The sequence below is a fragment of the Ningiella ruwaisensis genome (genome assembly GCF_004798935.1).
GTDB classification, from domain to species: domain Bacteria; phylum Pseudomonadota; class Gammaproteobacteria; order Enterobacterales; family Alteromonadaceae; genus Glaciecola; species Glaciecola ruwaisensis.
This window is the reverse complement of sequence record NZ_RAHT01000007.1, coordinates 101,849-115,566: the sequence shown is the minus strand read 5'-3', so window position 1 is coordinate 115,566 and position 13,718 is coordinate 101,849. Positions and strand designations below refer to the sequence as shown.

16 protein-coding genes are annotated in these 13,718 nt (G+C 43.5%); 15 read left to right on the top strand and 1 reads right to left on the bottom strand.

Annotated features, from left to right (window positions below; genetic code table 11):
- The first annotated feature begins 188 nt into the window (after positions 1–188).
- Positions 189–1,331 (top strand): hypothetical protein, encoded by a 1,143-nt coding sequence (locus D6V41_RS14680; RefSeq protein ID WP_136252289.1) that lies wholly within the window; start codon positions 189–191, stop codon positions 1,329–1,331.
- Here the strand turns inward: D6V41_RS14680 and D6V41_RS14675 are convergent.
- Positions 1,312–1,998 (bottom strand): Maf family protein, encoded by a 687-nt coding sequence (locus tag D6V41_RS14675; protein WP_136252288.1) that lies wholly within the window; start codon positions 1,996–1,998, stop codon positions 1,312–1,314. The genes D6V41_RS14680 and D6V41_RS14675 overlap by 20 nt on opposite strands.
- Before the next feature lie 49 nt (positions 1,999–2,047).
- Here D6V41_RS14675 and yceD point away from each other — a divergent pair, with 49 nt between their 5' ends.
- From yceD to D6V41_RS14605, 14 genes are all read left to right on the top strand, one after another.
- The gene (yceD, locus tag D6V41_RS14670; protein ID WP_136252287.1) at positions 2,048–2,569 is read left to right on the top strand and encodes a 23S rRNA accumulation protein YceD; all 522 of its coding nucleotides are present in this window, start codon (positions 2,048–2,050) and stop codon (positions 2,567–2,569) included.
- Positions 2,570–2,578: 9 nt separating this feature from the next.
- Positions 2,579–2,749, top strand: a complete 171-nt coding sequence (rpmF, locus tag D6V41_RS14665; RefSeq protein WP_136252286.1) for a 50S ribosomal protein L32 — start codon at positions 2,579–2,581, stop codon at positions 2,747–2,749.
- Positions 2,750–2,765: 16 nt separating this feature from the next.
- The gene (plsX, locus tag D6V41_RS14660; protein ID WP_136252285.1) at positions 2,766–3,782 is read left to right on the top strand and encodes a phosphate acyltransferase PlsX; all 1,017 of its coding nucleotides are present in this window, start codon (positions 2,766–2,768) and stop codon (positions 3,780–3,782) included.
- Positions 3,783–3,787: 5 nt separating this feature from the next.
- Complete coding sequence (locus tag D6V41_RS14655; RefSeq protein ID WP_136252284.1) at positions 3,788–4,762, top strand: beta-ketoacyl-ACP synthase III; 975 nt, start codon at positions 3,788–3,790, stop codon at positions 4,760–4,762.
- A 61-nt stretch (positions 4,763–4,823) separates the two neighbouring features.
- A complete protein-coding gene (gene fabD, locus D6V41_RS14650; RefSeq protein WP_136252283.1) occupies positions 4,824–5,741 on the top strand; it encodes an ACP S-malonyltransferase in 918 nt (305 codons plus the stop codon).
- A 23-nt stretch (positions 5,742–5,764) separates the two neighbouring features.
- Positions 5,765–6,508 carry a 3-oxoacyl-ACP reductase FabG gene (fabG, locus tag D6V41_RS14645; protein ID WP_136252282.1) on the top strand — a complete coding sequence of 248 codons (744 nt, stop codon included), beginning with the start codon at positions 5,765–5,767 and terminating at the stop codon, positions 6,506–6,508.
- 355 nt (positions 6,509–6,863) lie between these two features.
- Positions 6,864–7,103 (top strand): acyl carrier protein, encoded by a 240-nt coding sequence (gene acpP / locus D6V41_RS14640; RefSeq protein WP_136252281.1) that lies wholly within the window; start codon positions 6,864–6,866, stop codon positions 7,101–7,103.
- 76 nt (positions 7,104–7,179) lie between these two features.
- A complete protein-coding gene (gene fabF, locus D6V41_RS14635; protein ID WP_136252280.1) occupies positions 7,180–8,418 on the top strand; it encodes a beta-ketoacyl-ACP synthase II in 1,239 nt (412 codons plus the stop codon).
- Positions 8,419–8,496: 78 nt separating this feature from the next.
- Complete coding sequence (gene pabC / locus D6V41_RS14630) at positions 8,497–9,387, top strand: aminodeoxychorismate lyase (protein WP_136252279.1); 891 nt, start codon at positions 8,497–8,499, stop codon at positions 9,385–9,387.
- Positions 9,380–10,426, top strand: coding sequence for an endolytic transglycosylase MltG (gene mltG / locus D6V41_RS14625; protein WP_136252278.1), 1,047 nt, complete (start codon positions 9,380–9,382; stop codon positions 10,424–10,426). Before pabC ends, mltG begins: the two co-directional genes overlap by 8 nt.
- A 34-nt stretch (positions 10,427–10,460) precedes the next feature.
- Positions 10,461–11,096: a dTMP kinase gene (gene tmk / locus D6V41_RS14620; protein WP_136252277.1), complete on the top strand. Its 636-nt coding sequence runs from the start codon at positions 10,461–10,463 to the stop codon at positions 11,094–11,096.
- A 24-nt stretch (positions 11,097–11,120) separates the two neighbouring features.
- Positions 11,121–12,146, top strand: a complete 1,026-nt coding sequence (locus D6V41_RS14615) for a DNA polymerase III subunit delta' (RefSeq protein WP_136252276.1) — start codon at positions 11,121–11,123, stop codon at positions 12,144–12,146.
- Between the two features lie 31 nt (positions 12,147–12,177).
- The gene (locus D6V41_RS14610) at positions 12,178–12,969 is read left to right on the top strand and encodes a TatD family hydrolase (RefSeq protein WP_136252275.1); all 792 of its coding nucleotides are present in this window, start codon (positions 12,178–12,180) and stop codon (positions 12,967–12,969) included.
- The gene (locus D6V41_RS14605) at positions 12,966–13,556 is read left to right on the top strand and encodes a pyridoxamine 5'-phosphate oxidase family protein (protein ID WP_136252274.1); all 591 of its coding nucleotides are present in this window, start codon (positions 12,966–12,968) and stop codon (positions 13,554–13,556) included. Before D6V41_RS14610 ends, D6V41_RS14605 begins: the two co-directional genes overlap by 4 nt.
- Positions 13,557–13,718: the final 162 nt, after the last annotated feature.

Sequence of the window (13,718 nt, the reverse complement as noted above, 5' to 3'; positions counted from 1 at the left end):
TCTTACTCATTTACTTATGCCTAAACAATATTAACTTTGGATGAATTTTCGCACAATTTAAGCATCAAGCCTGCACTTTTTAGGTGTCTTAATTTATAACTTATATATTTTTAAGTGCCTTATGACATGCTTTTAATGGTAAATTTTGTTCACTGAGTGAGCACAATGTTTTAAATAGGTTTACAACCATGGATAAACTTTCACAAAATCTTGCACCAAGCCTTTTGCCCGGTATAGCCAAGTACGCACTAGGTGTGGCTGTTTTGCTGGTGATAGCGGGAATATATTTATTTATATTGGCGGGTCAAACTAGCGCAGTCAATTCTGATAGCAATACCGAGTCAAAAGAATTGATACAAGACAATAGAGATCTTGCTTCCCGACTATCTGAAACTGAAAGACAAAATAATATTCTTAAAGAGCAAGTAACTGAATTAAGCGCAAGCATCAGCGAAAAGCAAAGCAGTATTGAACAACTTCAAGCAAAGATAAGAGAAAAGGAAATGGAGATGAATCAGGCCAACGCGTCAGTATCTTGTCCTGAGCTTGAAAATGACAATCAAGGCTTGCCCGCTGAGGTAAGCCGTCTGCAATCCGCATTAAACCTTGCGCAATCTGATGCCCAAGCCTGTAATGCATCAACTAATCAATTTCAGGCATCAATTGACGCGCTTGAAATTGAAAAGCAAGCCCTTGAAGCACAAGTGAGAGACTTGCAAGCTAATGTAGAGGAGGCCAACTTACAAATTGCCGCCTTGCAAGAAAACGCTGCTAACGATACAACGCAAGTGGCAGGCTTGCAAAGCGCAGAGGCTGTTTTAGGGGCGGGTATAGCTGCATCACTCAATGATGCCGCTGACACAACTTCGACCGATACTAATCAGCCATTATTAGCAGATTTACAAGCACAATTGCTTGCTAGTGAAGCAGAAAACGAGCGCTTAAATAATTTGTTAAGTGAGCTTCAGGTCAAACAAGAAGAACTATTAGATGAATTAGAACCTACCGGTCCTTTATCTTTTGAACAATTTGAAGTTCAGCCAAATTATTGTGATCGTCGTTTTGACAGAAACTGGGTTTGTGTGGAAGGTATTGATATCAGAGCGGTGTTTAATTTTAATCCGCGTGAACGCATGCTAGTCAGCCTTATTGACCCTCAGGGTGATACTATCGCGCGCAAACGCGTTTCCGGACGCACGATTAATCGAATCACATTTGAAACGCCGGGCAATGAACCTTTCCTTGAAGGTGATTATAAGGTGAATATCGTCATTGACAGTCTGTTTGCGAAGTTTGATCAAACAGAAACCTTTACGCTTGAGAAGCCATAGTAAGAACATCTATGCCCAGGCGATTTAGTGCATCTGTCAAAGCAATTAAAGGCAAGCCAATTAAGGCGTTATAGTCGCGACCATCCATATGAGAAAATAGCGCAATCCCTAAACCCTCTACTTTAAAGCTTCCGGCGCAATTTAGAGGGTTTTCTCTATTTATGTAACTACGTATTTGCGTTTCACTTAATTTTCTGAAAGTCACGCTATAGCGTTCTACGCAAACTTGAAGCGCATTGCATTTTTGTCTGTGCGCAAGTTGTGGTGGCGCTAAAACAGCCAAGCCCGTGTAAAAGTGAACAGTTTTGCCACTACAGGCACTTAACTGTTCTTCAGCTTTGCTCATAGTTTGAGGTTTGTTGAGAATATAATTTGAGCCCTCTATAGAAGCGACTTGGTCACTCGCAATAACAATGTACTCAGGCATAGTTGAGTGCACCTTTTGCGCTTTTTCAGCGCTTAATCTTTTGGCCAAAACTTCTGGCACCTCATCTGGATGCGGATTTTCGTTGATATCTGGCGAGAGTTGTTCAAATACCAGTCCCAGTTGCCCGAGTAGCTTAGCACGATAGGGAGAAGACGAAGCTAAAACAATAGCAGGATTGTTTGGCTCACTATTGTAAGAAGCATTGTGCAAATTTTTGGTAGGCGTTTGTTGCGTTTTCATAATGAAATTCTTTGACTAAAAGGACTTAAGTCTATATTATGCGCGCGCTATGACAAATGTGAAACTACCAAAACGCCTCGATCCAGTTAAAAGTGCACAAAAACGTTCTTCTTATGAAGGGGTTTATGTCGCTCAAGACATGAAACGATTTAAGGAAACAGTAGATTCAGTTTTATCTGATGTAGCAGTGAAAGTTGAGTTTGCAAAAGACGCGCAGGGTCTTACTTATTTTCATGGTACACTAGCAGTACAGGTAAAGCTTATTTGTCAAAGGTGTAATCAAGCGTATCCATATGATGTGGATTCGTCGTTTTGTTTTTCTCCCGTGCAGGGGAGTGAACAAACAGACTTGTTACCCGACGCTTATGAGCCGGTTGAGGTCAATGACCATGGAGAAATCAATCTGTTCGAACTAATCGAAGATGAAGCTATCTTATCCTTGCCGATTGTTGCACTTCACGCAGAAGAAGATTGCGCAGTTAAAGCAAAAGATATGAGCTTTGGAAAGATTGAACCGGAACCTGAGCGAGAAAACCCATTTGCGGTTTTAAAAGAGCTTAAGCGAGACTAGGAGTAACCTATGGCGGTACAACAAAATCGTAAAACGAGAGCAAAACGCGGTATGCGTCGCTCTCACGACGCGCTAACAGCAGAAACTTTGTCTGTTGATTCAACCTCTGGTGAAACTCATCGTCGTCACCATGTGACAGCCGATGGCTTCTACAAAGGTAAGAAAGTTATCGAAAAATAAGGCTTAGGTCTTTTTAATGATAACCATAGCGTTAGATATCATGGGGGGCGATCGCGGCCCCCATGTTTTTTTGCCCGCTATAAAACGCGCTTTACACGCTCACCCAAAACTTCAATTCATTGTCTGTGGTGACAAAAGCGCTTTAGACTCTATATCAGATCACATCAATTCTCAGCATAAATCCCGCATTGAATTTCGACACTGTTCGCAGGTTGTTGACATGCATATCAAACCCACACTTGCCTTGCGAAAAATGAAAGACTCCAGCATGCGAGTGGCGCTCGATTTGGTTGAGCAGGGCGCAGCCAGCGCATGCGTCAGTTGCGGCAACACCGGTGCATTGATGACAATGGCTTACTATGTTCTTAAAACGATCCCCGGCGTATCTAGACCTGCATTAGTATCAGCGCTGCCTACACAGGCTAAACACAAGGTGCTCTTGCTTGATTTGGGCGCATCTGTTAATTACGACGCTGAAAATTTGCTTCAGTACGCGGTAATGGGCTCGGTGTTGATGCAAGAAGTAGAAGGCGTGCAAGCACCACGCGTTGCATTGTTAAACGTGGGTGAGGAAGAAATTAAAGGGCATAGTCTTATCCAACACGCTGACAAACTCATTAATCAGTGCAAATCGGTTAATTACATTGGTTATGTTGAGGGGGATACAATATTTTCCGGAGATGTCGATGTTGTGGTGACTGATGGCTTTACCGGCAATGTTGCCTTAAAAGCCAGTGAAGGTATTGCGAAACTTGTTGTGAATGAAATAAAAGCGATCACTAAAGAAACATGGCTTGCTCGTTTGTTAAGCAAACTTACGCTTCCAATACTTAAAAATCTTTATCAACGAATGAACCCCGACCAGTATAACGGAGCGAGTCTGATAGGATTGCGCGGCACAGTGGTTAAAAGTCACGGAAATGCATCATCGGATGCGTGCTTTTATGCAATTGAACAAGCCATTGCTGAGGTCACACAAGATGTGCCAAATAAAATAAAAACAAAAATCGAACACGAATTAATGGAGCACTAAAATTCATGCCAGCAGCGCCTACTTATTCTCGAATTGTCGGCACAGGTAGTTATTTTCCAAGCGAAGTGCGCACAAATGCGCATCTAGAGTCGATGGTAGATACCTCAGATGAATGGATAACCGATAGAACCGGTATTAAAGAAAGACGCATCATAGGTGAAAATGAAACCGCTGCCACTATGGGCTATGAAGCATCAAAACACGCACTTGATGCCGCAAATATGCAGGCTAGCGACATTGATATGATTGTTTGTGCAACAACCAGCGGGCGTTACGCGTTACCAAGTTCAGCCTGTGAAATCGCAAAGTTTTTAGGCGTAGATAATATTCCGGCGTTTGATGTGGCGGCTGCCTGTGCCGGTTACTGTTATGCGCTGAGTGTTGCTGATCAGTATATCAAGAGCGGTATGGCTAAACGCATATTGGTTGTGGGAACTGACTGTTTATCACGCATGATTGACCCTGCCGACAGAAGCATGATTATTTTATTTGGAGACGGCGCAGGTGCTACTATTATTGAAGCATCTGAGGAGCCAGGAATCTTATCCACCCATATCAATGCTGCCGGTTCCTATGGCGATTTATTGCAAATTGGGCACGTTCAACATGGAGACGAGGCCTCTGTTCATGAGAATTGGGGCGCTATGAAAGGTAATGAAGTGTTTAAAGTTGCCGTAACAAAGTTGAGCGAAATTGTTGAACAAACGCTTGAAGCAAATAATCTGCAAAAATCAGATATTGACTGGTTGGTACCCCATCAGGCAAATTTCAGAATAATCAAAGCGACCGCGAAAAAATTAAATATGTCGCTGGATCAGGTGGTTATTACGCTGCAAAACTATGGAAATACGTCTGCAGCAACGGTACCTACTGCCTTGGATGCAGCAATTCGAGACGGCAGAATTCAACGGGGCCAGCATCTCTTACTTGAAGCATTTGGTGGTGGTTTTGCTTGGGCGTCCGCTCTCGTAAAATACTGACTTTCATACAATAATAAATTCGACATGGCTTTATGCCATATATGATTAAAGGAACTCAACCATGAGTAAATTAGCTTGCGTTTTTCCCGGACAAGGCTCGCAGTCGGTCGGAATGTTAAAAGAGTTAGCTGACAATTTTTCTTCTGTTACTCAAACCTTTGAACAGGCGTCTGACGCTTTAGGTTATGATCTTTGGAAGCTCACTCAAGACGATGATGGAACAAAGCTTAATCAAACCCACATTACTCAACCTGCATTGTTAACAGCCAGTATCGCAGCGTTTAGGGTTTTGCAACATGAAAAAGAATTAGCGCCAAAATACCTCGCTGGTCATTCACTTGGTGAGTACACGGCCTTAGTCGCGAGTGAAGTTCTGTCTTTAGAAGATGCAGTGTCGCTCGTTGAAGCGCGTGGTAAATACATGCAAGACGCGGTACCCAGTGGCACGGGGGCGATGTATGCGATAATCGGTTTGGACGACGAAAAGATCATAACTATCTGTGCCCAAGTTGCCAAAGAAACCTCTCAGGTCGTATCGCCAGTGAATTTTAATTCTCCGGGACAGATCGTCATTGCAGGTAATAAAGAAGCGGTTGAGCTGGCGGGCGAGGCGTGTAAAGAGGCTGGTGCAAAACGCGCTTTACCGCTTGCTGTAAGCGTGCCATCGCATTGCGCATTGATGAAACCCGCTGCCGATGCACTTGAAGCCCGATTGGCGCAAATAAGCTTTCATGAACCAAAGTATGCTGTCGTAAACAATGTAGATGTTAATGTTGAAAGTACGGCAGATGCGATCAAACAGGCTTTGGTAAAACAACTCTACAGCCCGGTCAGATGGACAGAGACGGTTCAGTATCTCGTTAAGCAAGGCGTGGAAGAGATAGTTGAGATAGGGCCTGGCAAGGTACTCACAGGTTTAAATAAACGTATCGATAAATCTTTGGTGCTTTCTTCATTTAGCGCCCCATCTGATCTATAACTTTAAAAAGATAAAGGCATATTATGTTCGATTTAACTGGAAAAGTAGCATTGGTAACAGGCGCCAGCCGTGGCATTGGTAAAGCCATTGCGGAACAATTATTAAAACAGGGTGCCACAGTAATTGGTACAGCGACCAGTGACAATGGCGCACAGGCCATTTCAGATTACATTTCATCCACTGGCAAGGGTAAAGGCTTAAAGTTGAATGTCACTGACGATGCTTCTATTGCTGAGGTCATAGCGAATATCAATGAAGAATTTGGTGCACCAGATGTATTAATTAACAATGCCGGCATTACCCGAGACAATTTATTAATGCGCATGAAAGATGACGAGTGGAATGACATCATTCAAACCAATTTAACATCTGTGTTTAAGCTTTCAAAAGCGGTGATGCGCGGCATGATGAAAAAGAAAAATGGTCGCATCATATCCATTGGTTCAGTTGTGGGCTCAACGGGGAACGGCGGACAAGCGAATTATGCAGCAGCAAAAGCGGCAGTCATCGGTTTTAGTAAATCAATGGCACGCGAAATTGCTTCAAGAGGTATTACCGTGAATGTTGTTGCGCCCGGTTTCATTGATACCGATATGACGCGAAGCCTAACAGAAGAACAAAAATCCGCTATATTTAAAGATATACCTGCCAATCGCTTAGGTCAGCCAGAAGAGATTGCGGCGACAGTCGGGTTTTTATGTTCTGATGCCGCTGCCTATATTACTGGCGAAACGATCCATGTAAACGGCGGCATGCACATGGCTTAAGGCTTGTTGCATGGGCTTGATGCGGAATAACGAATTTTAGGATAAGAGCTTGTAAGTCAAGATATGACAATTCGGACTCGACAGAAAGCATTAAGGCATGTATGTTGGCATTTTGCAGTGTCGTAAATATCGCACTATATTATTGTAGTAAAAAACGTCGTAGAGACAGTTGTAAAGATTGGCGGGAAATATTTTGATTAAAGGTTATCTAATTCGCACACTTATTCACCATTAGTCGAAATTTTGTGGTTTGACCACCGGGTAAATTGGAGGTTAGACTTGCATGGTCTCGGTTTGGGCAATAAACTAGCCGAGATAATTTTAAAAACAAGGTATGTAAAGGAAACCTGTAATTATGAGTAACATCGAAGAACGCGTAAAAAAGATCATTGTTGAACAGCTAGGCGTAAAAGAAGACGAAGTGAAGCCAGAAGCCTCGTTCGTAGATGATTTAGGAGCTGATTCTTTGGACACTGTTGAGCTAGTAATGGCGCTTGAAGAAGAGTTCGATACAGAAATCCCTGATGAAGAAGCCGAGAAAATCACCACAGTACAATCGGCAATCGACTATATTAACGCTAATAAAGACGCGTAATTACCATTTTAAGAAAACGGCTCTTCGGGAGCCGTTTTTTCGTTTCTATAAGATTAGTTTGAGTTAGGAGGCCGTGGTGGCGAAACGTCGCGTAGTAGTGACCGGTTTAGGTATGCTATCACCATTAGGTAATGATATTGATAGCACTTGGCAAAACATTCTTGCCGGCAAAAGTGGTATCGGCCCAATCACCCATTTTGATGCATCAAGTTTTAATACACATTTTGCGGGCGAAGTTAAAGACTTCGACGTAGAGGCATACATTCCAAAAAAAGAAACCAAAAAAATGGACCGCTTTATTCAATTAGGTATTGCGGCGGGAATGCAGGCACTTAAAGATTCTGGTCTTGAAATTACCACTGAGAATGCGAAGCGCGTTGGTGTGACGATTGGTTCAGGAATTGGTGGCTTGCAATTAATTGAAGAAAATCATCGCAAGTTAATTGAAAGTGGCGCAAAACGCGTATCGCCGTTTTTTGTACCTTCTACTATCACCAACATGATTTCGGGCTTTTTAAGCATTATGGAAGGCTTAAAGGGTCCTAATTTGAATGTGGTTACTGCCTGTACAACCGGTGTGCACAATATTGGTCTGGCGGCACGCATTATTGCTTACGGCGATGCAGACGCCATGCTTGCCGGCGGGGCAGAATCGTCGATAACGCCGCTCGCTATTGCCGGGTTTGGATCAGCTAGAGCATTATCGACGCGTAATGACGCACCTGAGCAGGCAAGCCGACCCTGGGACAAAGACAGAGATGGCTTTGTGATGGGCGAGGGAGCAGGGGTAGTCATGCTTGAAGAATATGAGGCAGCAAAGGCGCGCGGTGCTAAAATCTACGCTGAAATAGCAGGATTTGGCATGAGTGGTGATGCCTATCACATGACCTCACCGCCTCCCGATGGCGAAGGCGCAGCGGATGCCATGGAAAACGCATTAAACGATGCCGGCGTTTCGTGTGCAGATGTGGTCTATATTAATGCCCACGGCACATCGACACCCGCTGGCGATGTGGCAGAGGTTCACGCCATCAAGCGTGTGTTTGGCGAGCATGCTTCCACAGTCAAGGTTAGCTCAACTAAATCCATGGTAGGCCATTTGCTAGGGGCTGCCGGTTCGGTTGAAAGCATTTTTGCTATATTGGCGCTGAGGGACCAAAAAGCGCCACCTACTATTAATCTGGATGCACCCGGCGAGGGTTGTGATTTGGATTTTGTACCTCACAAGGCAGCCGATATTAGCGGCGATTTTGCACTGTGTAATTCATTCGGTTTTGGTGGCACCAATGGTTCGATTCTGTTTAAACGAATCTAAGTAAAATAAGGCCGTTAACTACGGCCTTTTTTATGGTTAAATACCAGCAGTAATTCTTATCACTTCATTTAGCAGCGAATGCCTGATACAAAAAATCGTAGCAATATTTTAATTAATCCCAGTCATATACCAGCTGCAGACAGAGCCTTGCAGTATGGTGATGCGTGTTTTACCAGTATGTATGCCCAAGACGGCAAAATTTTATTATTGCCTGAGCATATCCAACGCCTTCAATATGCATGCGACATTTTGGCAATCGCCTTCGAAGACTGGCTGCTGTTACAAAACGAAATTGCAAAATGCGAGAAGGAAGTACAGGCGCCAACAGTGATCAAAGTCATGATCACCCGTGGAATAGGGGGCAGAGGCTATATGCCTCCGCCAAAACAACACCCTCAATGTATTATCAGTACGCATGCAACCGAAGCTATTTTACCGCCTAAAACGCTCTTTACGCTCGGTTTTAGCGACGTGACCTTATTTGACGATGGATTAAAAGGCGTTAAACACGCTAATAGACTCACCCAGGTGCGAGCAAGCGATCAAAATGCTAGAGCAGGCGTGCTGTACAACGAGCTTTTATTATGCGATGTGAACGACCACGTTATTGAATGCAGTAGCGCAAACATTTTCTATCGACTTGGTGGCGTATGGTATACTCCGCCAATGAGGGAACTTGGCGTTAAAGGCATTATGCGAGACGCGCTAATGAGATTTATGAAGGAGCAATATATCCCAGTTTTTGAGGCTACTCATCACAAATCACAATTTCAATATGTTGACGCGATGCTATTAAGTAATGCAGTAAAAGGCGTGCGTTTAGTGAAAAGTTTACAGAAAGCAGTTAAGCAACCTCTGCGCGGTGACGAGCAAAAGCGATTCATTGACCTTTCCGAAAGCCTGGAAACTCTCTCTAACGATATAGTGCATCCTTTTTACGATAAGATTCTGGGTGATAATTTTGCTTAAAAAACTGCTTATAGCCCTGGGGGCACTGATTTGTTTATTTTTAGTCGCGCTTGCATTTGTTTTTTATAAAGCAGGCGCAATACCTGATAAAATTGCAAATCCTGATGAAGCGCTGGTGATCCACCTTAAACCGGGTCAGACAGCAAGCAGTGTGTGGCGCATGCTACCCATTTCTGTAGACAAAGCACAAAGTCTGTGGTTTAGAGTGTTTCGCAAAATGCAGCCTGAATACGCCCGAGTTAAAGCGGGGTATTACGAATTTGCGCCAGATTCTACAGTTGAAGAGATTTTTACACGCATTATTAAGGCAGATGAAACGCTATTTAGTATCACTCTTGTTGAAGGGCTAACGTTAAACCAATGGCTTGCTTTTATTGAATCAACTGTGAATCTTCATCAGGATCTTCCGCCGTTTAACGAGTTATATTCAAAGCTAAAAACGGGAGATAGCAATTTTTGTGAAAACCCGTCTGCCTCCTTGGAGGGCTGCTTGCTACCTGACACCTATTTTTATGCCTTCAATGATTCAGCACTATCTATTTTAAAGCGGGCTTTTGAGGCCATGGACGCAAATCTTGATCGCATTTGGCAAGAGCGATTTCAGGATATTCCCATTGAACATCCCTATGAAGCGCTTATTTTAGCCTCAATAATTGAAAAAGAAACGGCAGTAGACGCGGAGCGGGGACTGATTGCTGGAGTATTTAGTAATCGACTTGAACTGGGTATGAGACTACAGACCGATCCTACGGTGATCTACGGAATTATAGATAGCGGCGAAGCGTTTGATGGAAATATTACTCGCACCCATTTGCGTGAAAAGACACGATACAATACTTATCGAATTGATGGTTTGCCGCCAACACCTATTGCAATGCCATCGCTTGCCTCACTTGAAGCGGCAGTAAAACCGGATTTGACCGATTATCTTTACTTTGTTGCAAAGGGCGATGGCAGTCATGAATTTTCACAAACGCTGGAAGAGCACAATCAAGCCGTTTCGCTCTATCAGTTGAAACGAAAACAAAATACAAATTAAATATAAAATACAAATTAAATATAAGGATGCAGCATTGAGTGCATTTATTGTTGTAGAAGGCCTAGAGGGTGCTGGCAAAAGTAGCGTGATTGGCGCGCTCGTTAAGCATTTAGAGGCGCATCAACTTTCAGTCATCACAACCCGAGAGCCAGGCGGCACGCCCATGGCAGAAGCGATTCGAGAGTGTGTAAAGCAAAACTGGGATGAAGAGAAGGTCACTCAGCAAACGGAATTGCTATTGATGTATGCTGCGAGAAGTCAACTCGTTGAAAATGTGATTAAACCAGCGCTTAAGGCCGGTAAATGGGTGGTGGGCGATCGCCACGACCTATCTTCAGTTGCCTACCAGGGCGGTGGCCGCGGCGTTAGCCTTGCTACGCTCTCCACACTTCGACAAATGACCTTGGGTGATTTTTGCCCTGACTTTACCTTATACTTGGACATAGAGCCTGAACTGGGGCTATCACGTGCTCGCGGGCGGGGTGAGTTAGATAGAATTGAGCAGGCGGGACTTGCGTTTTTTCAGCGTGCTCGCGAGACCTATCAAAGCGAAATCGCCAAATTACATAATGCTGTTACGATTGATGCCAGTGAAGATATTAATACCGTTCAGGCTAATGCACTGAGTGCGCTTGGCGGCTTTTTAGCAGATAAGGGTTTGCATACTTAAATAGTTGCTTACAAATCGTCGAATATGCCTAAAACAATCGAATCAGAAACTGTCTTAACATCGGATAATTCCGGCATCACTTTGGATGCATGTGAATGGTTGAAAAGTCCTTTACACAAGCTTGTTGGGAGGCTTGAAAATAATCAGTTGCACCACGGCATTTTATTGGTGGCGGAGGGAGGAAGTGGTGAACAGCTACTTGCCAAAGCGCTGGGAAAATCAATATTATGTCAGCAACTAAGTCATCATAATGCTTGCCTTAAGTGTAAGGCGTGCTTGCTGTTTGAAGCGCTATCCCATCCTGATTTTCATGAAGTAACGACAGACACAACGCAAATTGGTGTTGATGCAGTAAGAGGAGCCATCGAACAGGTGAATCAAACTGCTCAGCTTGGCGCAAACAAGGTTGTGTTGATTCAGGGGATAGAGCGCATGACAGAGTCTGCCAGTAATGCTTTGCTTAAAACACTGGAAGAACCATCAAAACATACTTTTCTTGTTTTAAGTACAACAGCGCCGCAGTATTTACTGGCAACGATCAAAAGTCGCTGCGAAAAAATTCGCTTAAATATGCCGAGCTACGAGCAGAGCCTGAACTTTTTAAAGCAATATCAGACTGCCAACAATCTCAGCTTTCCATTACCTGATGAGGCCACTTTGCAAGCCTATAAAGGGTCTCCGTTGCTATACCTTGCGAATTTTGACGATGAAAAAATGAACTTTGAATCATTCAGACGTGATTTTAATGCCTTGTTAGCGCAAACCGAAAGTGTTGAAGACATTGCAAATAAATGGAAAGACCATGCGGTTAATGCGGTGAACTGGACTTCCCAATTGAGCATGCAAGCCTTTGCAAATGCAGTAAAACAAAGTATTGATCAAAGCAAAGCTACAGTCAGTATTCAATCTAACAAATCCAGGCAGGAAGTTAGTGGCTCACAGTGGATGCGGGTTTATGATCTTGCCACACAGTCGTCGAAAAAGCTCAGGCAAGCAGGGCTCAATCGAGTGTTAATTTTGTCCTCATTGTTTGCAAGTTTACCCAATTAACAATTTAAAATGCATTTGATATAGGAGTGCTATGTTTGTTGACTCTCATTGTCATTTAGACCGGCTCAAAGAAGCGAGTACACAACTTGACACAATAGTAAGCGATGCACATAGCGCGGGTGTTGAGCACATGCTATGTGTAGCAGTTTCGGTAAAAGAATTTGAGCAAATGCGAAAAACCGTATCACACTATCCAAACGTGTCCATGAGTTGTGGCGTTCATCCACTTCATTATGAAGATGTATGTGATATTGAAACCTTGCTTGCGCATTGTCAAAGAGAGGATGTGGTTGCAGTGGGAGAGACTGGCTTAGATTATCACTACAGCGCAGATACCAAGTCTGTTCAAAAAGCGTCGTTTATAGATCATATTCAAGTTGCTAACGAAGTTGAAAAGCCGCTGATCATTCATACCCGAGCCGCGCAAGAAGATACGCTGGCTTTACTCAATCAGCATTACAAAACAAGCACCGGAGCGGTACTTCATTGCTTTACCGAATCGACAGAGATGGCGCTTGCCGCTATCGAAATGGGTATTTATATTTCCATTTCAGGCATTGTGACATTTAAATCAGCGAAAGCCCTTCAGGAAACCGTTAAAGCCATCCCGCTTGAGAAGCTTTTAATTGAGACCGATTCGCCGTGGCTTGCGCCTGTACCTCATCGCGGTAAGGAAAACCAGCCTAAGTATGTAAAAGAAGTTGGTGAATTTGTTGCAAAGCTCAAGGGTATAAGTGTTGATGAGTTGGCAGAGGTAACTACCGCTAACTTTTATCAGTTATTTGATCGCATAAATAAACGACCATTGGAAAATCGCGCATGAACTATCCCGGCTGGCGTCAGGATTTAGTCAGAAGTTTACATGTTTGTCGCAGTAAACCAGAAGCGAAGTATATGCAGGTTGCATCAGTTAGTCCGGCAGGTTTGCCATGCCTGCGAACTATGGTTTTCAGGCGCTTTTTAGATAATAGCAATACCTTGAGCGCAGTTTCGGATTGTCGAAGTGACAAGATTAAGCATTGGCAGATACAGCCTAAAGCGGAACTTCATTGGTACTTTGTAAAAACGCGAGAACAATATCGCCTTAGTTGCGACGTACAAATCCTCACCGCACAAGAAGACGCGCAAAGCGAATCAAATCAAGCACTTATCACACAAGCCTGGCAGCAACTTTCAAAAAGTGCGCAGGAGGGCTTTTTTGTTCCAGAGCCCAAAACTGATAAAACGGGCAATCAGGACGGGGAAAATTCTGTTCAAAACATTAGCAATCAACAAATCAGTCCACATTTTGCACTTTGTTTATTTTCACCTTACGAAGTGGATTATCTGGATTTGAAAACCACACCTCATACACGCGTATTGTCTGAACTTTACAACTCTTCATGGCAAAGCAAAGCGGTGAACCCTTAAATATGCTTTGGGTAGAACTTACAAATATTTGAATTATTTACTGTACCTTCGTAGGGTAAATTCAAGTCTCCTTCGTTCATTAAAACACCAATTTCTTTCTACTTAAGGGCTATAGCGTTTAGCTTTAATTCTGCTTAAGCGGAACAGCTTTTGCTCTCACTG